This is a genomic window from Kitasatospora sp. NPDC090308 (genome assembly GCF_044769485.1).
Taxonomy (GTDB): Bacteria; Actinomycetota; Actinomycetes; order Streptomycetales; family Streptomycetaceae; genus Kitasatospora; species Kitasatospora fiedleri.
Map to the genome: position 1 here is coordinate 145,158 of NZ_JBIVXY010000002.1, position 24,087 is coordinate 169,244.

The following is a 24,087-nucleotide window of genomic DNA, read 5'->3' on the forward strand; positions in this document are numbered from 1 at the left end:
GCCGTCCCCGTCCGGAACCTCGGCGAGATCGGGCCGCCCGGGCGTCACGGCTTCAGGGCCCGGACGCCGACCGGACGGCGGACCGCCGTGCCGTGCTCGGGGTGCGCACGGCGGGCCGTCGTACGGTCACGCGGCGCGCAGACGCCGCATCGTGACCGGAAATCGCTGGAAACCGGCAGTGGTCTACACCAAAACTGTGGGATGTGACCGCACCCGAACTGCACACCGCTCCCACCCCGCAGGTCAGCGCAGCGAGACCGCCCGCCATCTGGTCGGGCAACTTCCGCCTCTACTTCACCGCCCGCTCGGCCGGACTGCTCAGCGACGCGATGCTCCCGGTCGCCGTCTCGGCCGGCCTGATCGCCGCCCACCACTCGACCTCCACGGTCGGCTTCGCGATGGCCTTCCTGCTCGGCCCGTTCGCCGGACTGGTGCTGTTCGGCGGGGTGCTCGCCGACCGGTTCACCGCCCGGCGGCTGATGATCTTCGCCGACCTGCTCAACCTCACCACCCGGATCCTGCTCGCGGTGCTCTTCTTCCGCGGCTTCGACCAGCTCTGGCAGCTCTACCTGCTGCTCGCGCTGGCCGGCACCGCCGCCGCGATGTTCCAGCCCGGCGCCGCCTCCACCGTCCCGCTGGTCTCCACCGACGTGCAGGGCGCCAACGGCGTGCTGCGGATCTCCGAGGCGCTCACCACCCTGGTCGGCCCGCCGCTGGCCGGCCTGCTGGCCGCCGCCTCCACCGGCTGGGTGATGGTGATCGCCGCCGTGATGTACGCGGTCAGCGCCTCCTGCCTGCTCGCCCTGCGGCTGGGCCCCGTCCCGGCCCCGCCGCCCGGCGACAGCCTGTGGCGCAACCTGGTGGGCGGCTGGCACGAGTTCTGGTCCCGCAGCTGGATGTGGGGCGTCATCCTGATCTGGATGGTCTTCACCGTGCTCTCCTGGGGCCCGCTCGGCCCGGTGGTGGCCGGCCAGATCATCGAGCGCGAGGGCGGCACCGTCTACGGCCTGATCAACGGCATGTTCGGCGCGGGCACCGTGATCGGCGGCCTGCTGGCGATCCGGGTCAAGCCGGTCCGCCCGCTCGCGGCCGGCGCGGTCGCGCTGTTCGCCTTCGCCGCCCAGCAGTTCGCGTTCGCGGCCGGCCTGCCCTGGCCGCTGCTCGGCACCGCCCAGCTGGTCTCCGGCATCGGCATCAGCTTCTGGGGCGTCATGTGGGCCACCAGCGTGCAGACCCAGGTCCCCGGAGAGGTGCTCAACCGGATCCACGCGTACGAGGTGGCGGGCTCCGTCTGCATGTTCCCGCTCGGCTCCGCGCTGGCCGGCCCGGCCGTCAACGCCCTCGGCGCGACCCGGGTGTACCTGATCGGCGGCGTCGTCACCCTGGCCGTCGCCTCGACGCTGCTGCTCAGCCCGCCGATCCGCAACCTGCGCCGGGTCCCCGACGGCGGGGCGGTGGCCGGCGGGCACTGAACCGCCCCCGGCTGTCAGGAATTCGGGCATTCGTGGCAGCCGGACCCGTCGTCGCGGCGGGGCCGGACCGGGAGACTCGGACGGGTGAAGGAACTGGAACTCAGCACCGGCCCGGCCCCCGAACCGGACGCGGGCCCCGCCCCCGCCGCGGGCCCCGAACCGTCCCGCCGCACCCCCCGCGTCCACTACGGCTGGATCGTGGTCGCCGTCTCGCTGGTCGTGCTGATCGGCTCGGCCGGTTTCCGCTCCACGCCCAGCCTGATGATGGACGCCCTGCACGACGAGTTCGGCTGGTCCCGCGCCACCATCTCCAGCGCGGTCTCCGTCAACCTCGCCCTCTACGGCCTCACCGCGCCGTTCGCCGCCGCCCTGATGGACCGCTTCGGCGTCCGCCTGGTGGTGGTCTGCGCGCTGCTCACCATCGCCACCGGCGCCGGACTCACCATGCTGATGACCCACCCCTGGCAGCTGGTCCTGTGCTGGGGCGTGCTGGTCGGGCTCGGCAGCGGCTCGATGGCCGGGGCCTTCGCCACCACCATCTCCGGACGCTGGTTCGAGGCCCGGCAGGGCCTGGTCACCGGCGTCCTCACCGCCGCCGGCGCGGCCGGGAACCTGGTCTTCATGCCGCTGCTCGCCGCGCTCGTCGAGCACCAGGGCTGGCGCACCGCGGTCGTGGTGGTCTCGCTGTGCGCCACCGCGGTGGCCGTCCCCGTGCTGCTGCTGATGCGCGAACGGCCCTCGGACGTCGGCCAGTTGCCCTACGGCGCGACGACCGCCCCGCCGCCCCCGGCCGTCGACGGCTCGGCGGTCGCCCGCTCGCTGCGGGTGCTGCGGCTGGCCGCCCGCGCCCGGGCGTTCTGGCTGCTCGCCGGGTCGTTCGCGATCTGCGGCGCCACCACCGTCGGCCTGGTCGGCACCCACTTCGTCCCGGCCGCCCACGACCACGGCATGCCCGTCACCACCGGCGCCTCGCTGCTCGCCCTGATCGGCGTCTTCGACATCGCCGGGACGGTCGCCAGCGGCTGGTTCACCGACCGCTTCGACTCCACCCGGCTGCTGATCACCTACTACGCGCTGCGCGGGCTCTCGCTGGCCTTCCTGCCCGCCCTGTTCGGGCAGAGCCTGCGCCCGCCGATCCTGGCCTTCGTGGTCTTCTACGGCCTCGACTGGGTCGCCACCGTCCCGCCCACCGTCGCCCTCTGCCGCCGCCACTTCGGCGCGGACGCCCCGATCGTCTTCGGCTGGGTGCTGGCCGCCCACCAGGTCGGCGCCGCGGTCGTCGCGGGCCTGGCCGGACTGGCCCGGGACAGCTTCGGCGACTACGACGTCACCTGGTACGCGGCGGGCGGCCTGTGCGCGGTGGCGGTCGGCTGCTGCCTCGCGCTGCGGGGCCCCGGCCGGGCCGCCGCCGCGGGTGCCTAGGCTGGCCGCATGAGCCTGCGATTCGTGCTGGACCCCGAACCGACGCCCGCGCTGCGGGAGGAGATCACCGCGCTGTGGACGGAGGTCTCCAACGCCGGCGGCGCGGTGGGCTTCGTGCCCCCGGTCGAGGCCGCGCAGGTCCGCCCGGTCGCGGAGCGGCAGTTCGGGGCGCTGGACGCGGACCGGCTGCTGGTCGGGTACGAGCCGGGCGGCCGGGTCGCGGCGGTGCTGTTCTTCGCGGACATGCGCTTCGACCTGATGGACCACTGGCGGATGCTGAAGCGGGTCATGGTGCACCCGGAGTTCCAGGGGCGCGGCTACGGCGCGCAGCTGCTGGCGGAGGCGGAGCGGGTGGCCCGGGCGTGGGGCCTGGCCGGGCTGCGGCTGACCCTGCGCGGCGGGCACGGGCTGGAGGAGTTCTACGGGCGCGGCGGGTACGTCGAGGTGGGCCGGGTGCCGGGGGCGATCCGGGTCGCCCCCGGCGACGACCGGGACGACGTGACGATGTGGCTCGACCTGCGCACCTGAGCGGTGTGAGGTCGTGCTTCACTGGGAGGGCCATGACTCCCGCGCGCTCGGCGGCGCGACCCGGCAGCGAAGGACGAACCCGGTGAGCAGCAAGAACCACGCCACGCTCCGCTACACCTCCCTGCGGGCGAGCATCTTCCTGGCCTGCCTGCTGGTCGCGCTGATCCTGGGCCACTTCAAGGTGATCCCGGTGGTCGGGGCGATGGGCGTGCTGCTGCTGTTCGTGCTGGCCGCGGTCGCCTCCTCGGCGATCAGCTACGTGGTGCTGAGCAAGCAGCGCGACGAGATGTCCGCGCAGATCGCGGAGCGGATCGAGGCGCGCAAGTCCCGGGCGGCGGTGCGGGACTCCGCGGAGGACGCGGCGGACGACGCGGCCCGGGCGGCCGCGTCCGGGCAGGCGCAGGCCGGCTGACCGCGTTGGCGGGCGGCCCGGGCGGCGAGGGCTCGCGGCGGCGCCCGACCGGCCGGGACGTGGCCCGGCTGGCGGGGGTCTCGCAGGCGACCGTCTCGCTGGTGTTCTCCGGCAGCGCCGGGCAGCGGGTCTCGGCGGCGACCAGCGCGCGCATCCACGCCGCGGCCCGGGAGCTGGGCTACCGCCCGCAGGCCGCCGGCCGCCAACTGCGGCTGGGGCGCAGCGGGATGGTGCTGCTGGCGGTGCCGAACCTGCTGGGGCCGTTCTTCGGCCGGGTGCTGACCGGCGTGCACGAGGAGGCGGCCCGGCACGGCCTGGCGGTGGTGGTCTCCAGCGGCTGGGACGCGGCGACGCTGGCCGAGGCGGCCGCGGCCGGGCGGTTCGACGGGCTGCTGGTGTGCTCGCCGGACGACGGGCAGCTGGGCCCGCTGCCCGCGGACACCGCGGCGGTCTTCCTGGACGCCGACCCGGCCGCCCACCCGGGCCGGCCGACGCTGGAGCTGGACCTGGCGGCGGGCATGCGGGCGGCGGTCGACCACCTGGCGGGGCTGGGCCACCGGCGGATCGGCTACCTGCGCTCGGTGCACTCGGCGTACACCTTCCGGGTCCGGCAGGCGGCGTTCGCGGCGGCCTCGGCGCACCTGGAGGTGCGGGAGCTGGCGGTGAGCCTGAACGAGGGCAGCCGGGAGGCGGCCCGGGCGGCCTGGGAGCTGCTGGACGGGCCGGGGCGGCCGCGCGCGGTGGTCTGCGACGACGACGTGGTGGCGTCCGGGCTGTACCGGGCGGCGGCGGAGCTGGGGCTGCGCGTCCCGGACGACCTGTCGGTGGTCGGCATGGACAACATCCCGGTGGCGGAGCTGCTCAGCCCGCCGCTGACCACGGTCGACCTGCCGGGCGAGCAACTGGGCCGGGCCGGGCTGGCCGCCCTGACGGCCCTGCTGGACGGCGAACTGCCGCCGCCCGTGGAGCCGTTGGCGACCACGCTGGTGGTGCGCGGCTCCACCGCGGCGGCCTGAGCGAGCGGCCCGGCGGCCTGAGCGAGGGGGCGGGAGGGCGGCCGGGCCGGGCGGCTACTGCTCGCCGAGGATCATCCACTTCTCCGGCACCGACACCGGCGCGAAGCCGACCTTGGCGTACACCTCGTGCGCGTCCCGGGTGGCGAGCATCAGGCGGCGCAGGCCGCGGTCGGCGAGCTCGTCGCGGACGGCGGCGGCCAGCGCGGTGCCCAGGCCCCTGCCGCGGGCCCGCGGGTCGATGTACACGTCGCACAGCCAGGCGAAGGTGGCGTGGTCGGTGACCACCCGGGCGTAGCCGACCTGGGTGCCCGAAGCGTCCTCGTAGAGGCCGAAGTTGAGCGAGTTCTCGATGGCCCGCTCCTGCTTCTCGCGGGGGCGGCCGAGCGCCCAGTAGGCGTCCTCGGAGAGCCAGCGGTGCACGGCCTCCCGGTCGAGGCGGGCGGGGTCGGTGGAGAGGCTGTGGCCGGCGGGCAGGTCGAAACTCGTCATGGGGCGCATCCAAGCAGGGCCGGGGCGGCGCGGGCGAGCGGTTTGCGGGGGGCCCGGCCGGGGCGGGCGGGGCGGCTGGGGTCGGGGTCGGGGGCGGGGTCGGCCCGGGTCAGGTCAGGGCGGGGACGGGGGCCGGAGCGGCGGGGCGCAGCCGGGTGCGGGCGGCGAGCAGCAGCAGGCCGCCGAGGGTGATGCCGCCCGCGGAGCACAGGGCGACGGCGTGCAGGGAGGTGTCGACCAGGGCGCCGGAGACCGCGTAGCCGGCCGCGTTGCCGGTGGCGAACAGGGTGACCAGCCAGGCGAACGCCTCGGTGACGGTGCCGGTGGGGGCGAGTTCGGCGACCAGCACGAAGGCGGCGGCCAGCAGCGGGGCCAGGCCCAGGCCGGAGACGAAGGCCAGCGCGGCCATCGGCCACGGGCCGGGCAGGAGCAGCAGCGGCAGGTAGCAGGCGGCCATGCCGAGGGCGAGCACCCAGGTGCGGGTCGCGGTGTCGGCCTTCCAGCGGGCGCCGCCGTAGGCCAGCGCGCCGAGCAGCCCGGCCAGGGCGGCCAGCGCGAGCAGGGTGCCCGCGCCGCCGGGCAGGCCGCCGGGGTGCTGTTCGGCGTACGCGATGAACAGCACGTTCTGCGCGCCGACCGCCCAGCCGGCGCCGGCCAGGCCGAGCAGCAGCAGGACCAGGCCGGGGGAGCGCAGCGGCCCGAGCAGCCCGGCGGAGGCTTCGCGCGGCGGGGCCTGCCAGGCCCGGGCGGGGGCGGAGCCGGCCACCACCAGGGCGCCGAGCAGGCCGAGCACGGCGGCGGTCCAGAGCGCGGCGGTGGGGGAGAGGGCGCCGGCGATCCCGGCCACGGCGAGCGGCCCGGCGACGTACAGCATCTGCTGGGAGGCGGAGTCGAAGGCGTAGGCGGTGTCGAGCTGTTCGGGGGCGACGACGTCCGGCCAGAGCGAGCGCAGGCAGGGTTCGAGCGGGGGCATGCAGAGCCCGGCGACCGCCGCGCCGAGCGGGGCGGCGAGGGCGGAGCCGGGGGCGAGGGCGAGCAGCGCGTAGCCGGTGCCGGCCAGGACGGCGGAGGCGAGCAGGACGCGGGGCTGCCCGGTGAGGTCGACGATCCGGCCGAGGACGGGCCCGCCGACGGCGGCGGCGATCGCGTACGCGGCGGTGGCCAGGCCGATCCGGCTGTACGGGGTGCCGGCCTCGCGCAGGGCGAGCGCGATGACCAGAGCGGTCATGCCGGCGGGGAGCCGGCCGAGCAGGGTGCCGAGCAGCAGCCGGGTGACGTGCGGGGCGCGGAGCAGTGCGGCGTAGCCCATGGGTGTCCTTCCGGCGGCGGGGCGTCGCCTCAAGTTATACGTATAACCGGAAGAGCGTCAAAGCCGCTGGCCGGGCTGACGGCCTGTCAGGTAAGGGTGGTTCGAGAACGACCTAAAACAAGTACTTTGAACATCTCAAAGGTTTGTTGCTAATGTGCCGGTCATGACCACCGCAGACGCCGCGCACCAGGCCGGGACGAGCACCCCGCTCGTGCCGCGCTGCCCGCGTCTGCCCGGTGCCGTGGACGGCCCGCGCCGCTGTCGCTGCGGCGGCTGTATGCGGGCGGCACGCCGCTCCTGACGCGTCCGACAGCTCAGCTGTCGGCCACCGGGTCTCCCCGCCCGGCCCCCGCGTCCGCCGTGCCGCCGCCTCCGCCCCCCACCCCGCCCCACTTCCCCCCCGGAGTCGCAGACCCATGTCCACCGCGCCCGCGCCCGAGCCCACCCTGCTGGGACGCCTCCGCCGCACCCCCTTCTGGGTCCAGATCGTCAGCGGCCTCGTCCTCGGCCTGCTGCTCGGCTGGATCGCCCGCGCCGGCGACGTCAGCTGGCTGACCACCACCCTGGACACCATCGGCAAGACCTTCGTCCAGCTGCTCAAGCTGGCCGTCCCGCCGCTGGTCTTCACCGCGATCATCGTCTCGGTCGCCAACCTGCGGAACGTCACCAACGCGGCCCGCCTCGCCGCCCGCACCCTGTTCTGGTTCCTCGCCACCTCGCTGATCGCGGTCGCCGTCGGCCTCGGCCTCGGCCTGCTCACCGACCCCGGCAAGGGCGCGAACCTCTCCACCCAGGGCCTCAAGGGCGTGGAGAAGGGCGGCACCTGGATCGACTTCCTGACCGGCATCATCCCGACCAACATCGCCGACGCCTTCCTGAAGGTGAACGTCCTCCAGATCGTCTTCCTCGGCGTGGTCGTCGGCGCGGCCGTCCTCAAGCTCGGCGACAAGGCCGAGCCGGTCCGCAAGATCTCCGAGTCCGTCCTCGAACTCGTCCAGACCGCCCTGTGGTGGGTCATCCGGCTCGCCCCGCTCGGCACCCTCGGCCTGATCGGCAAGTCCGTCGCCGTCTACGGCTGGGACCTGCTCAAGCCCTTCTCCACCCTCACCATCGACGTCTACGTCGGCTGCGCGATCGTCCTGTTCGGCGTCTACTCGCTGCTGCTGCGCTTCGTCGGCGGCCTCAACCCGCTGAACTTCTTCAAGGGCGCCTGGCCCGCGATCCAGCTGGCCTTCGTCTCCCGCTCCTCGGTCGGCACCCTGCCGGTCACCCGCCGGGTCACCGAGCGCCTCGGCGTCCCGTCCGAGTACGCCTCCTTCGCGGTGCCGTTCGGCGCCACCACCAAGATGGACGGCTGCGCCGCGATCTACCCGTCGCTCGCCGCGATCTTCGTCGCCCAGGTGTACGGCATCGACCTCGGCATCAAGGACTACCTGCTGATCGCCTTCGTCTCGGTGATCGGCTCCGCGGCCACCGCCGGCCTCACCGGCGCGATCGTGATGCTCACCCTGACCCTCTCCACCCTGGGCCTCCCGCTGGAGGGCGTCGGCCTGCTGCTGGCGATCGACCCGATCCTCGACATGATGCGCACCGCCACCAACGTGGCCGGTCAGGTCGTCGTCCCGATCCTGGTCTCCGCCCGCGAGAAGACGCTCGACCTCGCCGCCTACAACACCCCCACCGGCGACCTGCTCGCCGCCGACCGCCCGGCCACCGTCCCGGCCCGGACCGTCGACGAGCCCGTCGCCGCCTGACCCGCGAACGCCCCGCGCACACGGAAGGCCCGCACCCCCTCGGGGTGCGGGCCTTCGCCCATTGGAGTGAGACCGCTTTGGGCGGGTCGGGGCGGTCGGTAGCGCGGGGGCGACGAAGGAGGGGTCGATGAGCGCTCCGCCCAGCGAGCGGTCGTCCGACGTCGCCGATCCGGAACGGGCCTTGAAGTACGCGATCCAGCACCACGCGGGCGACCGCGTCCAGGATGTCGCGGCCGTTCCGCGCGCGCTCGGGTACACCCGGGCGGTGGGGCCGCTGCCGTTCGGGGAGCCGGTCGAACTGCCGGAGCCGTTCGGGCTGCGGGTGGACACGTCCGGCTCCTGAGTGCCCACGCCGTCAGCGGCGGGCGTGGCGGATCTTGAGGCGGCCGAAGCCCGGGGTGCCGGTGATGCGCACGGTGGGGCCGGGGGTGGCGGCGGGGGTGCGCGGGGGGCGGTAGCGGACGGTCTTCCAGGCGTGCTGGAGGCCGTCGAGGTCGACGGTGGCGTCGTGCGGGACGGTGATGGTGGCGCGGCCGAAGCCGAGGCCGAGCCTGATGTCGACGACCGGGTGCTCGATCACCGCGGCGCTCAGGTCGAGGTGGACCTTGGCGAAGGCGGAGGTCACGGTCAGGGTGCGGGGCACCCGCCAGGGGCCGCGGCGGACGAGGCGGCCGTTCATGGCGCTCAGCGTGACGGCGGTGCCGGGGGCCTCGGCGGGCAGGTCGTGCAGGACGGCGTCGAGGTCGGCGCGGACGGTGGCGGTGAGGGCCGCGTGGATCCGCTGGTCGAGCTCCTCCTGGGTGATCCGCTCCTCGGCGTAGGCGAGTTGGAGGCGGTCGACGGCGGCCTCGCGGTCGGCGGCGGCGACCCGGGTCTGCGGCTGGTCCGGGAGGGAGGAGGTCACCCGGGCAGCGTAGTGGGAGTGCGGTGGGGACGGCTGGTTCCTGGACGAGTGTCCGGATATCCTGGACACCTGTCCAGGAGAGGGGAGTGGCCATGGAGGTCGCGGCGGCGGTGCTGGTGGGGGCGGTGGCCCTGTTGCACGGGTACATCCTGGTGCTGGAGATGTTCCTGTGGGAGCGGGCGCCGGGGCGGTCGCTGTCCGGGTTCGACCCGGAACTGGCCCGGCGGACGGCCCCGTTGGCGGCCAACCAGGGCCTGTACAACGGGTTCCTGGCGGCCGGCCTGGTCTGGGGCCTGCTGGCGGACGACCCGACCGGCTTCCGGGTGCGGGTCTTCTTCCTGGTCTGCGTGGTGGTGGCGGGCGGGTACGGCGGCCTGACGGCCAACCGGCGGATCCTGCTGGCCCAGGCCCTGCCGGGCGCGGTGGCGCTGGCCGCGGTGCTGGTGGCGGGGTGAGCGCGCAGGGCGACCCGCGGGCGGAACGGACCAGGGCGAAGCTGCGGGCCGCGCTGCTGGCGGAGTGCGCGGACCGCCCGCTGGCGGAGCTGCCGGTGGCGGCGGTGGCCCGCCGGGCGGGGGTCGGCCGGGCGACGTTCTACCTGCACTACCCCGACCTGTCGGCGCTGGCCGTGGACGCCTGCGCGGGAGTGGTCCGGGACGCGGTGGACGCGCTGCACGCCTGGCGGGGCGTCGCGGACCCGGCGGCCCCGCCGTCCGCGCTGGTGGAGTTCTTCGACCGGGCGGACACCCACCGCGGCCTCTACCGGGAACTGCTGGCCCCGGGCGGCGGCGGCCCGCTCGGCCCGGTGCTCCACCGCGAACTGCGGGAACGCAGCCGGACGGAACGGGAGTTGGCCGGCGCACCGGACGCCCCACTGGTCGCCGCCGCGGTGGCGGGCACCTTCACCGGCGTGCTGGCGGACTGGCTGCACGGCCTGGTCGCCGAACCCCCGGCCACCGTCGCGGGGCGGGTGTGGCGGCTGCTGATCGGCCTGCACCGCACACCGCTGGGGTGACGGCGGCGTCGTCGTGCGGCGGGTGGGGACGGAGTAGGCGAGGAGGCGGGTGGGAGGCGGCGGTCGGCGGGATGGGGAGCCCGGCGGCCCGGGCGGGTCCTGGGGCTCGGCGGGGACGGCGAGCGGGTGCCGGTGGCGGCGTCCGATGCCGCTGCCGGTCCGGTTCGTGTCGTCCGGTCCGGCTCGTGGCGGCGTCGCCGGGCGGCGTCAGGTCTGGCGGGACCAGCGTTGGGCGAGCACGGTGCAGACCATGAGCTGGAGCTGGTGGAAGAGCATCAGCGGGAGCACGGTCAGCCCGACCGCGGAGGCCGGGAACAGGATGGTGGCCAGGGGGAGGCCGTTGGCCAGGGACTTCTTGGAGCCGCAGAACTGGATGGTGATGCCGTCCGGGCGGGAGAAGCCGAGGCGGCGGGAGGCCAGGCGGGTGAAGGCGAGGACGGTGAGGAGGAGGGCCAGGGAGATCGCGGCCAGCCAGAGCAGCTGTCCGGCGGTGACCCGGTTCCAGATGCCCTCGCGGACGCCCTCGCTGAAGGCGCTGTAGACGATCAGCAGGATCGAGCCGCGGTCCACCACCGTGGTGACCAGCCGGTGCCGGGCGATCCACGGGCCGACCCGGCGGCGCAGCAGTTGGCCGAGGGCGAACGGGACGAGCAGTTGCAGGACGATGTCGAGCACCTGGCCGCCGTCCACGGTGACGCCGGAGCCGCCGGTGAGCAGCCAGGTGGCCAGCAGCGGGGTGAGCACGATGCCGAGCAGGCTGGAGAAGGTGGCGGCGCAGATCGCGGCCGCGACGTTGCCGCCGGCGACCGAGGTGAACGCGATCGAGGACTGCACGGTGGACGGCAGCAGGGTGAGGAAGAGCACGCCGGTGAACAGCTGCGGCGGCAGCACCGCGTCCGGCAGCAGCCGGGTGGCCTCGCCGAGCAGCGGGAACAGCACGAAGGTGCAGCCGAGGATCAGCAGGTGCAGCCGCCAGTGCCGGGCTCCGGCCAGCGCCTCCTGCGGGGAGAGCCGGGCGCCGTACAGGAAGAACAGCAGGGCGACGGCGAGCGAGACCCCGTGGGTGACGGCGGTGGCGGCGGCGCCGCGGGCGGGCAGCAGGGTGGCCAGCAGGACGGTGCCGAGCAGCAGCAGGAGGTAGGTGTCGATGCCGATCCGGCCGAGTGAGCGGTCGAGGGCGCGGCGGGCGGATCGGAGGCGGTGCATGCACCGATGATCCCCCGGCGGCGGTCGGCGGCTCCGGGCGGGTCCGCTCCGGGCGGGGGGCCGAAACGGGCACGGGGGAGAAATTCGGGCGGAATGGGGAAATGCGGGGGAAGGGGGAAAAGGCAGGAGGCCCGCCGGCAGCGGGCCTCCTTGGGAACTACTACTCGTACGGACCCGAGGGGCCGTGAGCGATCAATTGGGAGATCCCGTCTCAGACGGGGGTGACGTTCTCCGCCTGCGGGCCCTTGGGGCCCTGGGTGACGTCGAAGTTGACCGCCTGGTTCTCCTCCAGCGAGCGGAAACCGCTCGCGTTGATGGCGGAGTAGTGGACGAAGACGTCGGGGCCGCCGCCCTCCTGGGCGATGAAGCCGAAGCCCTTCTCGGCGTTGAACCACTTGACGGTTCCGGTCGCCATACCGTTCTCCTTGCGAGGGACGTTGTGGACACCACACCTTGTGGCGCCCGGGTCCGCTGCGCTGATCGCCCTGCCTCCGGACGAGTCCGGAGTTTTTCGCACAGTGCTTCAATCAAACTCAATTGATGCCTGATACTGCTGAAAAATTACAAAAAGCCTGCGGTTACATGCTCCGCAGGCTCCAAGTACTGCAAGGGGAATCAAACTGCAACTGAGGGGAACGGTAGCACGCGGTGGCTGCCCCGACCAGGGGTGAACAGCGGTGTCGGACGGTGTGTCGGACACCGGGTGCGAACCGTCCCAATCAGCGGGCATACCCTGCCGGGAGGGCACCAACCGCAAGGGAGCACACGGTGAGCAGTAGGGATGCCGAACGGCCGGAGACCGCGGTCAGGCCGCGGGTCGGGCATATCCAGTTCCTCAACTGTCTTCCCCTCTACTGGGGTCTCGCGCGCACGGGCAACCTGCTCGATCTCGACCTGAGCAAGGACACCCCGGAGAAGCTGAGCGACCGGCTGGTGGCCGGCGCCCTCGACATCGGCCCGATCACCTGCGTGGAGTACCTGCGCAACGCCGACCGGCTGGTGGTGCTGCCGGACATCGCGGTGGGCAGCGACGGCCCGGTGATGTCCTGCGTGATCGTCAGCAAGGTCCCGCTGGCCGAGCTGGACGGCCGCCGGGTCGCGCTCGGCTCCACCAGCCGCACCTCGGTGCGGCTGGCCCGGCTGCTGCTGGAGGAGCGCGAGGGGGTGCGCCCCGAGTACTTCTCCTGCCCGCCCGACCTGGACGCGATGCTGGCCGACGCCGACGCCGCCGTCCTGATCGGCGACCCCGCGCTGCGCGCCTCGCTGGAGCAGGCCCCCCGGCAGGGGCTGGCCGTGCACGACCTCGGCGCGATGTGGAAGGAGTGGACCGGCCTGCCGTTCGTCTTCGCGGTCTGGGCCGCCCGCCGCGAGTACGCCGAGCGGCACCCCGCGCTGACCGCCGCCGTCCACCGGGCCTTCCTGGAGTCCCGCGACCTCTCGCTGGCCGAGGCCGGCAAGGTCGCCGAGCAGGCCGCCCGCTGGGAGGAGTTCGACGCCCCGCTGCTGGAGACCTACTTCTCCGAGGCGCTCGACTTCTCGCTCGGCGAGCGCCAGCTGGCCGGCATCGCCGAGTTCGCCCGCCGGGTCGCCGCCGACAGCGGCTTCGCCCCCGACGTGCCGATCCGGCTGCTGGAGGCCGCGCCCGCGGTGGCCTGAGCCGCGCCCGGGCGGTCCGGCGTCCGCGGCCCGAGCCGCGGCCGGGCGGTTCGGCGTTCCCGGCCGGCGGCCGTCCTGGGATGATCGGACGGCCGGGCCGGGCGCCGCCCCGGCGGCGTGAGGGGGACGGGCATGGAACTGCTGACGGCGGACGACCCGACGGCGATCGGCGACTACCGGCTGCTGCGCCGGCTCGGCGCCGGCGGCATGGGCCGGGTCTACCTGGGCCGGACCGCGGGCGGGCGGACCGTCGCGGTCAAGGTGGTGCGCCCCGAACTGGCCGACGACCCCGAGTTCCGGGCCAGGTTCCGCCAGGAGGTCTCCGCCGCCCGCCGGGTCGGCGGGCGCTGGACCGCCCCGGTGCTGGACGCCGACACCGAGGGCCCCCGCCCCTGGCTCGCCACCGGCTACGTGGCCGGCCCCGCGCTCGGCGAGGCCGTCCGCACGGCCGGCCCGCTCCCCGTCCCCTCGGTGCACGCGCTCGGCGTCCGGCTCGCCGAGGCCCTGGAGCAGGTGCACGCCCTCGGCCTGGTGCACCGGGACGTCAAGCCGTCCAACGTGCTGCTCACCCTGGACGGGCCCCGGCTGATCGACTTCGGGGTGACCCGCGCGCTGGACGCCGCCTCCGCCGTCACCCACAGCGGCTACGTGGTCGGCTCGCCCGGCTTCATGTCGCCCGAACAGGCCGCCGGCGCACCCACCGGACCGCCCGCCGACGTCTTCTCGCTCGGCGCCCTGCTGGCCTTCGCCGCCACCGGCACCGCCCCGTTCGGCGAGGGCGTCAGCGCCGCCGTCCTGCTCTACCGGGTGCTCCACGAGGAGCCGGAACTCGGCGGCCTGGGAGGCGAGTTGCGCGCGGTCGTGACCGCCTGCCTGGCCAAGGACCCGGCGCTGCGCCCCACCCCCGCCGCGCTGCGGGCCCGGCTCGCCCCCGCCGCCGCGGACGGCCCCGAGGGCTGGCTGCCCGGCCCGCTGGCCGCCGCGGTCGGCCGGGCCGCGGTCGAACTCCTCGACCTGGAGGGCGACAGCGGCCCGACCGGCGCGGTGGCCGTCGACCGGATGCCCACCGTGCTCGACGGCGGACGGCGCCCGACCGGACCGGCCCCGGAACCCGGGCGGGACCGGACGCGGGACCGGGGCCCGGCGGAGGAACGTACGCGGCGCCGGGCGCGGTGGGCGGTGCCGGTGGCGGTCGCGGTGCTGGCCGCCGCGGCCTACGGCGGGCTGGCCGCCGGCGGCCACCTGCCCTGGTCGTCGGCCGACCCCGGCGGCAGCCCCTCGCCGGGGCAGGACGCCGCCACCGGGACGGCGGGTGGCGGCGGCACTCCCGGCACGGGCGGCGGCGGGACGCCCCGGGCCGGCACGAGCCCGAGCGGCAGCGGCACGGCGGGCCCGAGCACCGCCGCGAGCACGAGCACGAGCGCGGACACGAGCGCGAGCGGGACGGGGTCGCCGGCCCCGGGCGGCGGCGCGGCGCTGCCCGGCGCGTTCCTCGGCACCTTCAAGGGCACCATCACCACCAAGATCGTCCCGCTGCCGTCCACCTTCACCGTGACCTTCACCGCGGGCCGGGTCGGCGAGGACGTCGGGCGCACCGGCAACGCCTCCGCGTTCGACAGCACCGTCTGCCGGGGCGTGCTCACCCTGCTCTCCGCCACCGACCGCGAGGTGCTGCTCCAGGAGCGCCCGGACGGCAACGACAGCGCCTGCACCGGCGTGCCCGAGAAGCAGCGCTACACCCTGCTCGACGGCGGCGGGCTGCACCTGGCGGTCAGCGGGGCGCAGCTCGGCACCGATCCGGAGGGCGACCTGGCCAAGCAGTGACGGGCCCGCGGCGGCGCGGGAAGAGGGCTGCGGCGGCGGCGAAATGCGCTGGCGTAGGCTGGGCGGGTCCGCCCCTCCGACGCAGAAAGCAGGCCCGCCAGGTGTCCGAGCAGAACCTTTCCGCCACCCAGTTGCAGGCCGTGCTGGACCGAGCGGCCGAGGGCGGCCGGATCACCGCCGAGGAGGCGCTGGAGCTGTACCGCTCGGCCCCGCTGCACGCGCTCGGCACGGCGGCCGACGCGGTGCGCCGGCGGCGGTACGCGGGCGTCGAGCACATCGCCACGTACATCATCGAGCGGAACATCAACTACACCAACGTCTGCGTGACGGCGTGCAAGTTCTGCGCGTTCTACGTGCCGCCGAAGAGCGACAAGGGCTGGTCGCGGGACCTGGACGAGATCCTGCGCCGCTGCGCGGAGACGGTCGAGCTCGGCGGCACCCAGATCATGTTCCAGGGCGGGCACCACCCCGACTACGGCGTCGAGTACTACGAGCGGAACTTCGCCGCGATCAAGGCGTCCTTCCCGCAGCTGGTGATCCACTCGCTGGGCGCCTCCGAGGTCGAGCACATGGCGAAGCTCTCCGGCGTCACGGTCGAGGAGGCGATCACCCGGATCCACGCCGCGGGCCTGGACTCGTTCGCGGGCGCCGGCGCCGAACTGCTGCCCGAGCGGCCGCGCAAGGCGATCGCGCCGCTCAAGGAGTCCGGCGAGCGCTGGCTGGAGATCATGGAGACCGCGCACCGCCTGGGCGTCGAGTCCACCTCCACCATGCTGATGGGCACCGGCGAGACCAACGCCGAGCGGATCGAGCACCTGCGGATGATCCGCGACGTGCAGGACCGCACCGGCGGCTTCCGGGCGTTCATCCCCTACACCTACCAGCCGCAGAACAACCACCTGAAGGGCTCGACCCAGGCCACGGTCTTCGAGTACCTGCGGATGATCGCCGTCGCGCGGCTCTTCCTCGACAACGTCGCCCACATCCAGGGCTCCTGGCTCACCACCGGCAAGGAGGCCGGCCAGCTGTCGCTGCACTACGGCGCGGACGACCTCGGCTCGGTCATGCTGGAGGAGAACGTGGTCTCCGCGGCCGGCGCCAAGCACCGCTCCAACCTGCACGAGCTGATCCACCTGATCCGCACCGCCGGCCGGGTGCCCGCCCAGCGCTCCACCACCTACGAGCACCTGCGGGTCCTGGACGACCCGGCCAACGACCCGGTCGACCCGCGGGTCGCCTCGCACATCGCCTCCACCGCGATCGAGGGCGGCACCGCGCACCCCGAACTGACCATCCTGGCGACGAACTGACGCCCCCGGTCCGATGCTGACGCTGCACCGGGCGGAGCTGCTGTGCCCGGGTGACGGGGCGTCCGCCGCCGGATCGCCCGCCACCGGTGCGGTGCTGGTCGACGGGGCGGTGCTGGTCGACGGGGCGGCCGTCGCCGCGATCGGCCCGTTCGCGGAGCTGGCGGCCGGGAGCCCGGCCCGGGTCCGGGAGTGGCCCGGGGTGCTGGTGCCCGGGCTGCTCAACCGGCACGGGGCGTGGCTGCTGGAGGGCGTCTACCACCCCGACCCCCGGGAGGGGATCGGCGAGCAGCCGCTGCCGCCCGCCGACGGCCTGACGGACGGCCAGTGGGGCGGCAGCGCCCGGCGCGGGCTGCAACGGCTGCTCGGCCACGGCGTGACGGCGCTGACCGGACCGTTCGCCCGGGCCGCGGTCCGCACGGCGGTCGGCCGCTCCGGCCTGCGCACCGCCCCGGGCACCCCCGGCACCGCCACCGCCCCGGGGCCGCTCGACCCGCTCGCCGCCGGCCCGTTGGCCGCCGCCCTGCACCGGCCCCTGACGGTCGGCGGGGCGGCGGACTTCACCGTGTTCGCGGCCCGGACGGTCGAGGAGCTGGACGGCGGCGGGGCGGTCTGCCTGGCCACCGTCCTGGACGGCCGGCTGCTCCACCGGCGGCGGTGACGCAGGCGGCAGCGACGGCGGCGGCGACCGGACCCCGGGCGGGGCCCGGCCGGTTCGTTTCCGAAGCACCCGGGCTTTTCTGACTGGCCGTGACCTGGACGGGCCTTTGCGGTTACCATCCCGGTCAGACCTCCACCCGAGCCAGGAACAGGACGTATGCGCGCCGCGACCCCCGAACGTCTTCGGACCAGACCGGCTCGGGGCTGGTACGTCGGGGCCGTGCTGAGCGCCGTGGTCGCGCTCGCGATGTGCCTGCTGGGCTGGCGGCAGGCCGACCAGGCGGACCGGATCGACGCGCACCCGGTGCGGGTCGAGGGGACGGTCACCCAACTGCCGGGCGGCAGCGGGACGTACAGCCAGGTCGCCTACCCGGTGGACGGGCGGCGGCTGACCGCCGCGGACCTGTGGCTGCCGGCCGACGCCAAGGTCGGCGCACCGATCTGCCTGGAGCGGGCGGCGGACGACGCCTCCGCGGTGCGGGTGTGCGGGAAGACCTACCCGCAGCCGGTGGGCGTCGGGCTGGCCCAGACCAGCGTGCCGGCGGCGGTGCTGCTGTGCGCGCTGTGCCTGTGGCGGATCTGGCGCTTCCGCCGCCACCAGGCGGGCGAGGAACGGGCCAGGGCCGCCTTCACGGTGGCGTTCGCCGCCGAGGGGATGCCCGCGCTGACGCAGGGCAAGCGCTCCCGGCGCCGCCGCAAGGGGGGCCGCCGCGCCCTGCGGTGAGCCCTGGTGGCGGTCCGCGCCGCGGCAAGGTGAACAATGGGCGTGTGACCCGAGCCCATCTGGACAAGCAGCCGCAGGACGTCGCCGCCATGTTCGACGACGTCGCGGCCAAGTACGACCGCACCAACGACGTGCTCTCGCTGGGCCAGGCCCGGCTCTGGCGCCGGGCGGTGGCCGATGCGGTGGGCGCCGTCGCGGGCCAGCGCATCCTGGACCTCGGTGCGGGCACCGGCACGTCCTCGCTGCCGTTCCTGGAGGCGGGCGCCGACGTGGTGCCGTGCGACTTCTCGATCGGCATGCTGAGCGAGGGCAAGAGCCGCCACCCCGAACTCGCGCTGACCGCCGGGGACGCGACCCGGCTGCCGTTCGCCGACGAGTCCTTCGACGCGGTGACGATCTCCTTCGCGCTGCGCAACGTGCAGGACCACGAGACGGCGGTGCGCGAGATGCTGCGGGTGACCAAGCCCGGCGGGAAGCTGGTGATCTGCGAGTTCTCCACGCCGACCTGGACGCCGCTGCGCACCGTCTACACCGAGTACCTGATGCGGGCGCTGCCGCCGGTGGCCACCAGGGTGTCCTCCAACCCGGAGGCGTACGTGTACCTCGCGGAGTCGATCCGGGCCTGGCCGGACCAGCCCGCGCTCTCCGCCGAGCTCCAGCGGGCGGGCTGGACGAAGGTGGCGTGGCGCAACCTGACCGGCGGCATCGTCGCCCTCCACCGCGGCTTCAAGGCCCCGTAGACTGCGAGGGTTCGGCACCCCGTCCGCCGGAAAGGCGCTGACGGGGCGTCGGCCCCGACTCCGTGCCCCCGACGCGCTCAGGAGAGAGCCCCGTATGACCGAGACCGCCGTCGAGTCCACCGCCGACGTCATCGTGGTCGGCGCCGGTCCGGCCGGCTCCAGCACCGCCTACTGGCTGGCCCAGGCGGGTCTGGACGTGCTGCTGCTGGAGAAGACCGAGTTCCCGCGCGAGAAGGTGTGCGGGGACGGCCTGACCCCGCGGGCCGTCAAGCAGCTGGTCGACATGGGCATCGACGTGTCCACCGAGAACGGCTGGCTCCAGAACAAGGGCCTGCGGATCATCGGCGGCGGCGTCCGGCTGGAGCTGGACTGGCCTGAGCTGGCCTCCTTCCCCGACTACGGGCTGGTGCGCAAGCGCGCCGACTTCGACGAACTGCTGGCCCGGCAGGCGCAGAAGGCCGGCGCCCGGCTGTACGAGAGCTGCAACGTCAGCGGCCCGGTCCAGGACCGCACCGGGCGGATCACCGGCGTCACCGCCAAGCTCGGGCCGGACAAGCGCGAGGTCGAGTTCCACGCGCCGCTGGTGGTGGCCGCGGACGGCAACTCGACCCGGCTGTCGCTGGCCATGGGCCTGCACCGGCTCGAGTCCCGGCCGATGGGCGTCGCCTACCGGACGTACTTCACCTCGCCCCGGCACGACGACGACTACCTGGAGTCCTGGCTGGAGCTGTGGGACACCCGCGGCGGCCAGAAGAAGCTGCTGCCCGGCTACGGCTGGATCTTCGGCATGGGCGACGGCACCTCCAACGTCGGTCTGGGCATCCTCAACTCCTCGCCCGCCTTCGGCGACCTGAACTGGCGCGAGGTGCTCAAGAGCTGGTGCGCCGGCATGCCCGAGGAGTGGGGCTACACCCCGGAGAACATGACCGAGCCGATCCGCGGCGCGGCCCTGCCGATGGCCTTCAACCGGCAGCCGCACTACACCCGCGGCCTGCTGCTGGTCGGCGACGCGGGCGGCCTGGTCAACCCGTTCAACGGCGAGGGCATCGCCTATGCGATGGAATCCGGCCAACTCGCGGCGGGCGTCATCGTCCAGGCCATGGCCCGGATCACCCCCGAGGGCCGGGAACGCGCCCTGGCCCGCTACCCCCAGCTGCTCAAGGACACCTACGGCGGCTACTACACGCTCGGCCGCGCCTTCGTGAAGCTGATCGGCAACGACCGGGTGATGCGGATCGCCGCCGAACGCGGCCTCACCCACCCCGTCCTGATGAAGTTCGTCCTCAAGCTCCTCGCCAACCTGACCGACCCGAGCGGCGGCGACGCCGCGGACCGGATCATCAACGGCCTGACCAAGGTGGCCCCGCGCGCCTGAGGACGTGGCGCGCCACGATTCCCTGGAAGTACCGGTCGTCCAAGGACGTCCACTGCACCTGGTGCGGTGGACGTCCTTCTCGTTGCAGGGCCCGGTCGTCGGGGTGCTGGCGAAAGGGGCTAGCTCTAGGCGACCAAGAGCCGATATATTTATAGGGTTAGATTCTTACCCAAAATTGGATGGTGGCGAGTGGGCGACTGGAACATCGAGATCGGGCAAGAGCTCAAGCGGGTGGAGATCCACGCGGAGTACGGCGGTCGCCGGCAGGGCGGTATCGGGCCGTCACGGGTCAAGCCGGTCGTCCTGCTCTTCACCGATCCGATCAAGGGGCACCGGCACGGCTACTTCGACGGTTGGGGCCTGGACGGCTGCTACCACTACGCGGGCGAAGGCCAGGTGGGCGACCAGAAGATGACCCAGGGCAACCTGACGATCCTGAACCACCGCAAGGACGGGCGGGACCTCCACCTCTTCCAGGGGGTGTCTTCGGGGGTGACCAGGTACATCGGGCAGTTCGAGCTGCCCGAGGAGGACCCGTGGTACCTGACGGACGCGCCCGAGACGAACGACGGACCCGTCCGCAGCGTGATCATGTTCCGCCTGCGCCCGGTGAAAGCGGCGCCGGCCACGGGTACCCAGCTTCCGCACACGCCCGAATCCGAACTCATCGTGCGGGAGGTCGAGATCGAGCAGCAGTACGCCGAGCGCACCTACGTCGAACCGCACCGCGAGCCATACGAAGCCGAGCGCCGGGAGGCCAAGCTCGTGCGGGACTACGCAGATCACCTGCGTGCTGCCGGGCACGTCGTCGTCCGGCAGCGGATCGCTCCGGCCCGGGAGCTCAAGCCGATCATCACGGACCTCTACGACAAGACGGCCGACCGTCTCGTCGAGGCCAAGGGCACGGTGACCCGGGAGGCGGTCAGGATGGCCGTTGGTCAACTCTACGACTACGGGCGCTACTTCGAACCGGTTACGAGCTGGGCCCTGCTCGTGCCGTCGGAGCCCCGGGCGGACCTGATCGATTTCTGCAAGTTCGCCGAGGTGGAGGTCATCTGGCCGGAGGAGGGCGGCTATCGAGAGGCCGGCAACCTGTCGGCTTCCGAAGGGCGGCGTACCGGAAGCCGGCGGGCCTGACGCAGGACCCGGGGAGTCGGCGGGCGCGTGCGAGGGCGCTTGGTCGCCGCCTTTCGCTTGGGGCTCCGGGGGGGGAACTTGGGACGTTTCCGGCTCGGGGAGGCGGGTGTCGGCCGTACGCTGGGGCGTCCCTGACGGGCAGTCACAGGCTTGCCGTCGGAAGGATCCGACGCGTGGTGCACCCGAAACAATTGGACCCCTACGAGTCCCCCAGGTCGTTCTACGGCTCGGAGCTGCGCCGACTGCGCGAAGCCCGGGGGCTCTCGCAGGAGCGGCTGGGGGAGCTGGTCTTCTGCTCCGCCACGTACGTCAGCCAGATCGAGAAGGCGGACCGCCGGCCGCAGGAGGACCTGTCCGAGCGCTTCGACGGCGCGCTCGGGACGGACGGCCACTTCGCCCGGCTGTACCCGCTGGTCACCCGCACGCGCTTCGCCGAGTACTTCACTGCCGCCGCCGAACTCCAGGCCGTGGCGCAGACGATCAGTGAGTACGCCCCGGCCTTGGTGCCGGGGCTGCTCCAGACGCCGGAGTACGCGCGGGCCCTCTTCCGGTCCGCCCAGCCGCTGCGTTCGGAGGCGGAGACCGCCGAGCTGGTCAGCCTGCGGATGGGCCGTGCGCGGATCCTCGACGGCCCGGCGAGCCCGATGCTCTGGGTGGTCCTGGACGAGAGCGCGATCCGCCGTCCGAGCGGTGGCGCGGCGGTGATGGCCCGAACAGCTCTCCCACCTCGCGAAACTGGTGCGGGAGAACCGGATCATCGTCCAGCTGCTCCCGTACTCCGCCGGTGCCCACGCGCTGCTGGAGGGCGCGCTGTCCCTGATGACCTTCGCCGACGCCCCGCCGGCGGCGCACCTCGAAGGACCCACGCAGGTCAACTGGTCGACGATCCGTTCACCGTCACCAAGTGCGTGCTGTCCTATGATTTCGTCCGGGCCGCCGCGCTGTCGCCGGAGGCATCCCTGCCCCTGATCGCATCGGCGGCGGAGGAACACGCACATGGGCAAGAGTGACCGCTACGGCCGGTCCGAGCAGTGGCGCAAGAGCAGCTATAGCGGCGGCAACAACGGGAACTGCGTCGAGGTGAGCGACGCCCGCCCCGGTACCGTCCGGGACTCCAAGGACCCTGACGGCCCCCGGCTGTGCTTCGCCCCGGACGCGTGGTCGGCCTTCGTCGCGGGCGTCAAGCGGGGTGCGTTCGGCGAGGTGTGATGCGAGGAGCCCCCGCGTGGCCGGAGTCGGCGGCGCGGGGGCTCTCGGCGTCGGCGGGGCCGCGCCCGGCCCGGGCGGGTCGGAAAGCGGTTGCCCGTCGCCTTCCGGGTGCGGGAGAGTGGCGCCCTCCGAACCGTCCCGTCCGATGCCGCACGGGCCCCCGTCGACCCTTCCGGGAGCCGTGCCGTGGCCGTGGTGTCGCTCGATGTCCGTCCGCGGTTCGCGCGGGACCTGCCGCTGCTGGCGGTGGCGGTGGTGTGGGGGTCCAGCTTCCTGGTGGTGAAGCGGGTGGCCGGGCCGGAGACGGTGGTGGCGGTGCTGGTGCTGCGGTTCGGGCTGGTGCTGCCGGTGCTGGGGGCGGTGGCGTGGCGGCGGCTGCGCGGGCTGTCGGCGGCGCAGTGGGCCGGCGGGGCGCTGCTGGGGGTGGTGCTGGGGGCGGTGTTCCTGCTGGAGACGTACGGGGCGGTGCACACCTCGGCGACCAACGCGGGGTTGGTGATCAGTCTGACGATGGTGTTCACGCCGCTGGCGGAGGCGGCGCTGCGGCGCAGCGCGCCGTCGGGGGCGTTCCTGGCGGCGGCGGCCCTGTCGGTGCTGGGGGTGGCGCTGCTGACCGGGGACGGCGGGCTGCGGGCGCCGTCGGCGGGCGACCTGCTGGTGCTGGGGGCGGCGGGGGCGCGGACGGTGAACGTGCTGGCGACGGCCCGGCTGCGGGCGGTGCGCGGGGTGGACGCGCTGGCCCTGACCTGGGTCCAACTGGCCTTCGCCACGGCGGTGTTCGTGCTGGCGTCACCGTTCGCCGGCCCGTCGCCGTTGAGCGTGGCGGGGTCCCTGGACGCGGCCCGCTGGGGCCTGCTGCTGTACCTGTCGCTGCTGTGCACGCTGTTCGCGTTCTTCGTGCAGCTGTGGGCGGTGCGGGCGACCTCGCCGTCCCGGGTGAGCCTGCTGCTGGGCACCGAGCCGCTGTGGGCGGCGCTGTGCGGGGTGCTGCTGGCGGGGGACCGGCCGGGGCCGCTCGCGCTGCTGGGGGCGGTGGCGGTGCTGGCGGGCACCGAGTGGGGGCGGCGGCGGGCGCCGGGCGTCCTTGAGAGCTTGTGAACGAAGGGTCAAGCGGCTGCCGCGCCGGGTCCACCGCCAGGGTGAGATCCACTATCACGTCCACCGGATCACTCCGAAATTTGCCTCGGCCGCCACAGAATTGATATAGGGCGTGGCCGAACGGCGGTCGTTTCCCACCGGATCGCGACTGTATGTGGCCAATCGCCCACATCGGGTGGAGCGGTGGTGATCGATCCGCCTTCGTGGGCCTTCGTCGGGTGGCGAAGATCACAAAGATCATCGGGAACTGCGTGTCGCAGATCACAAGCGGACAGGCATAGGATGCGCTCCAACCTGGCTTTGTGAACTGCCTCACATGGAGCCGGATCCCACGAAGTGGATCATCATTTCACCGTCGGTGACCTGGTGGTTCCGATCTGCAGTCAAGGACGACTGGACGGAGGGAGCGGGGGCTATGAATGCCTACGCGCCGATCCTCGTACTCGGTGCCATCGCGGCGGCGTTCGCGGTCGGCTCCGTCGTGATGGCCTCGCTCACCGGCCCGAAGCGCTACAACCGGGCCAAGTTGGAGGCGTACGAGTGCGGTATCGAACCGACCCCGCAGCCGGTGGGCGGCGGGCGGTTCCCGATCAAGTACTACCTGACGGCGATGCTCTTCATCGTCTTCGACATCGAGATCGTCTTCCTCTACCCGTGGGCGGTCAGCTTCGACGCCCTGGGGATCTTCGGGCTGGTCGAGATGCTCCTGTTCATCGCCACCGTGTTCGTCGCCTACGCCTACGTCTGGCGCCGCGGCGGCCTGGAGTGGGACTGACCACCGGCCGCCGTTTGTGAACGGGCGGACAAGCCAACGGACTCGAAGGCATGGA

The 24,087-nt window shown here is 73.8% G+C and carries 26 protein-coding genes and 1 pseudogene; 22 read left to right on the forward strand and 5 right to left on the reverse strand.

Annotated features, from left to right (window positions below; all coding sequences use genetic code 11):
* Positions 1–203 precede the first annotated feature (203 nt).
* From ACIQVD_RS04635 to ACIQVD_RS04655, 5 genes are all read left to right on the forward strand, one after another.
* On the forward strand, positions 204–1,472 hold the full coding sequence (locus ACIQVD_RS04635; protein WP_400682436.1) for an MFS transporter: 1,269 nt from the start codon (positions 204–206) through the stop codon (positions 1,470–1,472).
* Between the two features lie 84 nt (positions 1,473–1,556).
* Positions 1,557–2,894, forward strand: coding sequence for an MFS transporter (locus tag ACIQVD_RS04640; RefSeq protein ID WP_402286020.1), 1,338 nt, complete (start codon positions 1,557–1,559; stop codon positions 2,892–2,894).
* Positions 2,895–2,903: 9 nt separating this feature from the next.
* Positions 2,904–3,422 (forward strand): GNAT family N-acetyltransferase, encoded by a 519-nt coding sequence (locus tag ACIQVD_RS04645; RefSeq protein ID WP_400682435.1) that lies wholly within the window; start codon positions 2,904–2,906, stop codon positions 3,420–3,422.
* Positions 3,423–3,504: 82 nt separating this feature from the next.
* Positions 3,505–3,834 (forward strand): DUF4229 domain-containing protein, encoded by a 330-nt coding sequence (locus ACIQVD_RS04650; protein ID WP_400682433.1) that lies wholly within the window; start codon positions 3,505–3,507, stop codon positions 3,832–3,834.
* Positions 3,835–3,839: 5 nt separating this feature from the next.
* Positions 3,840–4,850, forward strand: a complete 1,011-nt coding sequence (locus tag ACIQVD_RS04655) for a LacI family DNA-binding transcriptional regulator (protein ID WP_402286023.1) — start codon at positions 3,840–3,842, stop codon at positions 4,848–4,850.
* 54 nt (positions 4,851–4,904) lie between these two features.
* On the opposite strand, the gene ACIQVD_RS04660 is transcribed toward ACIQVD_RS04655, so the two are convergent.
* Positions 4,905–5,339 carry a GNAT family N-acetyltransferase gene (locus tag ACIQVD_RS04660; protein ID WP_400682430.1) on the reverse strand — a complete coding sequence of 145 codons (435 nt, stop codon included), beginning with the start codon at positions 5,337–5,339 and terminating at the stop codon, positions 4,905–4,907.
* Positions 5,340–5,448: 109 nt separating this feature from the next.
* Entirely contained in the window at positions 5,449–6,648 is a 1,200-nt protein-coding gene (locus ACIQVD_RS04665) for an MFS transporter (RefSeq protein ID WP_402286027.1), read from the reverse strand.
* A 416-nt stretch (positions 6,649–7,064) separates the two neighbouring features.
* On the opposite strand from ACIQVD_RS04665, the gene ACIQVD_RS04670 reads away from it, so the two are divergent.
* Together ACIQVD_RS04670 and ACIQVD_RS04675 are read left to right on the forward strand one after the other, a co-directional pair.
* Entirely contained in the window at positions 7,065–8,402 is a 1,338-nt protein-coding gene (locus ACIQVD_RS04670) for a dicarboxylate/amino acid:cation symporter (RefSeq protein ID WP_400682427.1), read from the forward strand.
* Between the two features lie 127 nt (positions 8,403–8,529).
* Positions 8,530–8,745 (forward strand): hypothetical protein, encoded by a 216-nt coding sequence (locus ACIQVD_RS04675; protein ID WP_402286030.1) that lies wholly within the window; start codon positions 8,530–8,532, stop codon positions 8,743–8,745.
* A 12-nt stretch (positions 8,746–8,757) separates the two neighbouring features.
* On the opposite strand, the gene ACIQVD_RS04680 is transcribed toward ACIQVD_RS04675, so the two are convergent.
* Complete coding sequence (locus tag ACIQVD_RS04680; protein WP_400682423.1) at positions 8,758–9,306, reverse strand: DUF1707 domain-containing protein; 549 nt, start codon at positions 9,304–9,306, stop codon at positions 8,758–8,760.
* Positions 9,307–9,398: 92 nt separating this feature from the next.
* Here ACIQVD_RS04680 and ACIQVD_RS04685 point away from each other — a divergent pair, with 92 nt between their 5' ends.
* Both ACIQVD_RS04685 and ACIQVD_RS04690 read left to right on the forward strand, forming a co-directional pair.
* Positions 9,399–9,761 carry a DUF1304 domain-containing protein gene (locus tag ACIQVD_RS04685; protein ID WP_100836746.1) on the forward strand — a complete coding sequence of 121 codons (363 nt, stop codon included), beginning with the start codon at positions 9,399–9,401 and terminating at the stop codon, positions 9,759–9,761.
* Complete coding sequence (locus ACIQVD_RS04690; protein WP_402286033.1) at positions 9,758–10,321, forward strand: TetR/AcrR family transcriptional regulator; 564 nt, start codon at positions 9,758–9,760, stop codon at positions 10,319–10,321. The genes ACIQVD_RS04685 and ACIQVD_RS04690 overlap by 4 nt, the downstream gene beginning before the upstream one ends.
* Positions 10,322–10,528: 207 nt before the next feature.
* Here the strand turns inward: ACIQVD_RS04690 and ACIQVD_RS04695 are convergent, their stop codons facing one another.
* Both ACIQVD_RS04695 and ACIQVD_RS04700 read right to left on the reverse strand, forming a co-directional pair.
* Entirely contained in the window at positions 10,529–11,527 is a 999-nt protein-coding gene (locus ACIQVD_RS04695) for a bile acid:sodium symporter family protein (protein ID WP_402286035.1), read from the reverse strand.
* 211 nt (positions 11,528–11,738) lie between these two features.
* A complete protein-coding gene (locus tag ACIQVD_RS04700; RefSeq protein ID WP_100836743.1) occupies positions 11,739–11,942 on the reverse strand; it encodes a cold-shock protein in 204 nt (67 codons plus the stop codon).
* A gap of 353 nt (positions 11,943–12,295) precedes the next feature.
* Here ACIQVD_RS04700 and ACIQVD_RS04705 point away from each other — a divergent pair, with 353 nt between their 5' ends.
* The 13 genes and pseudogenes from ACIQVD_RS04705 (at position 12,296) to ACIQVD_RS04765 (ending at position 24,032) form a co-directional block, all read left to right on the forward strand.
* Positions 12,296–13,183: a menaquinone biosynthetic enzyme MqnA/MqnD family protein gene (locus ACIQVD_RS04705; protein ID WP_100836742.1), complete on the forward strand. Its 888-nt coding sequence runs from the start codon at positions 12,296–12,298 to the stop codon at positions 13,181–13,183.
* 132 nt (positions 13,184–13,315) lie between these two features.
* Positions 13,316–15,007 carry a serine/threonine-protein kinase gene (locus tag ACIQVD_RS04710; protein WP_402286038.1) on the forward strand — a complete coding sequence of 564 codons (1,692 nt, stop codon included), beginning with the start codon at positions 13,316–13,318 and terminating at the stop codon, positions 15,005–15,007.
* 101 nt (positions 15,008–15,108) lie between these two features.
* Positions 15,109–16,317: a cyclic dehypoxanthinyl futalosine synthase gene (mqnC, locus tag ACIQVD_RS04715; RefSeq protein ID WP_402286040.1), complete on the forward strand. Its 1,209-nt coding sequence runs from the start codon at positions 15,109–15,111 to the stop codon at positions 16,315–16,317.
* 13 nt (positions 16,318–16,330) lie between these two features.
* Positions 16,331–16,975 (forward strand): hypothetical protein, encoded by a 645-nt coding sequence (locus tag ACIQVD_RS04720; RefSeq protein ID WP_402286042.1) that lies wholly within the window; start codon positions 16,331–16,333, stop codon positions 16,973–16,975.
* Between the two features lie 219 nt (positions 16,976–17,194).
* Positions 17,195–17,698, forward strand: coding sequence for a hypothetical protein (locus tag ACIQVD_RS04725; RefSeq protein ID WP_111554736.1), 504 nt, complete (start codon positions 17,195–17,197; stop codon positions 17,696–17,698).
* Positions 17,699–17,742: 44 nt separating this feature from the next.
* On the forward strand, positions 17,743–18,438 hold the full coding sequence (locus tag ACIQVD_RS04730; RefSeq protein ID WP_100836737.1) for a demethylmenaquinone methyltransferase: 696 nt from the start codon (positions 17,743–17,745) through the stop codon (positions 18,436–18,438).
* A gap of 94 nt (positions 18,439–18,532) precedes the next feature.
* On the forward strand, positions 18,533–19,813 hold the full coding sequence (locus tag ACIQVD_RS04735) for a geranylgeranyl reductase family protein (protein ID WP_400682414.1): 1,281 nt from the start codon (positions 18,533–18,535) through the stop codon (positions 19,811–19,813).
* 189 nt (positions 19,814–20,002) lie between these two features.
* Complete coding sequence (locus tag ACIQVD_RS04740; RefSeq protein ID WP_402286046.1) at positions 20,003–20,950, forward strand: restriction endonuclease; 948 nt, start codon at positions 20,003–20,005, stop codon at positions 20,948–20,950.
* A 176-nt stretch (positions 20,951–21,126) separates the two neighbouring features.
* Positions 21,127–21,645: pseudogene (locus ACIQVD_RS04745) on the forward strand (Scr1 family TA system antitoxin-like transcriptional regulator); the annotation flags it as partial.
* Positions 21,646–21,688: 43 nt separating this feature from the next.
* On the forward strand, positions 21,689–21,919 hold the full coding sequence (locus ACIQVD_RS04750; RefSeq protein ID WP_402286686.1) for a Scr1 family TA system antitoxin-like transcriptional regulator: 231 nt from the start codon (positions 21,689–21,691) through the stop codon (positions 21,917–21,919).
* Between the two features lie 27 nt (positions 21,920–21,946).
* Positions 21,947–22,159 (forward strand): DUF397 domain-containing protein, encoded by a 213-nt coding sequence (locus tag ACIQVD_RS04755; RefSeq protein WP_402286048.1) that lies wholly within the window; start codon positions 21,947–21,949, stop codon positions 22,157–22,159.
* A gap of 186 nt (positions 22,160–22,345) precedes the next feature.
* The gene (locus ACIQVD_RS04760) at positions 22,346–23,257 is read left to right on the forward strand and encodes a DMT family transporter (RefSeq protein ID WP_400682405.1); all 912 of its coding nucleotides are present in this window, start codon (positions 22,346–22,348) and stop codon (positions 23,255–23,257) included.
* Between the two features lie 415 nt (positions 23,258–23,672).
* The gene (locus ACIQVD_RS04765; RefSeq protein ID WP_014137597.1) at positions 23,673–24,032 is read left to right on the forward strand and encodes an NADH-quinone oxidoreductase subunit A; all 360 of its coding nucleotides are present in this window, start codon (positions 23,673–23,675) and stop codon (positions 24,030–24,032) included.
* Positions 24,033–24,087: the final 55 nt, after the last annotated feature.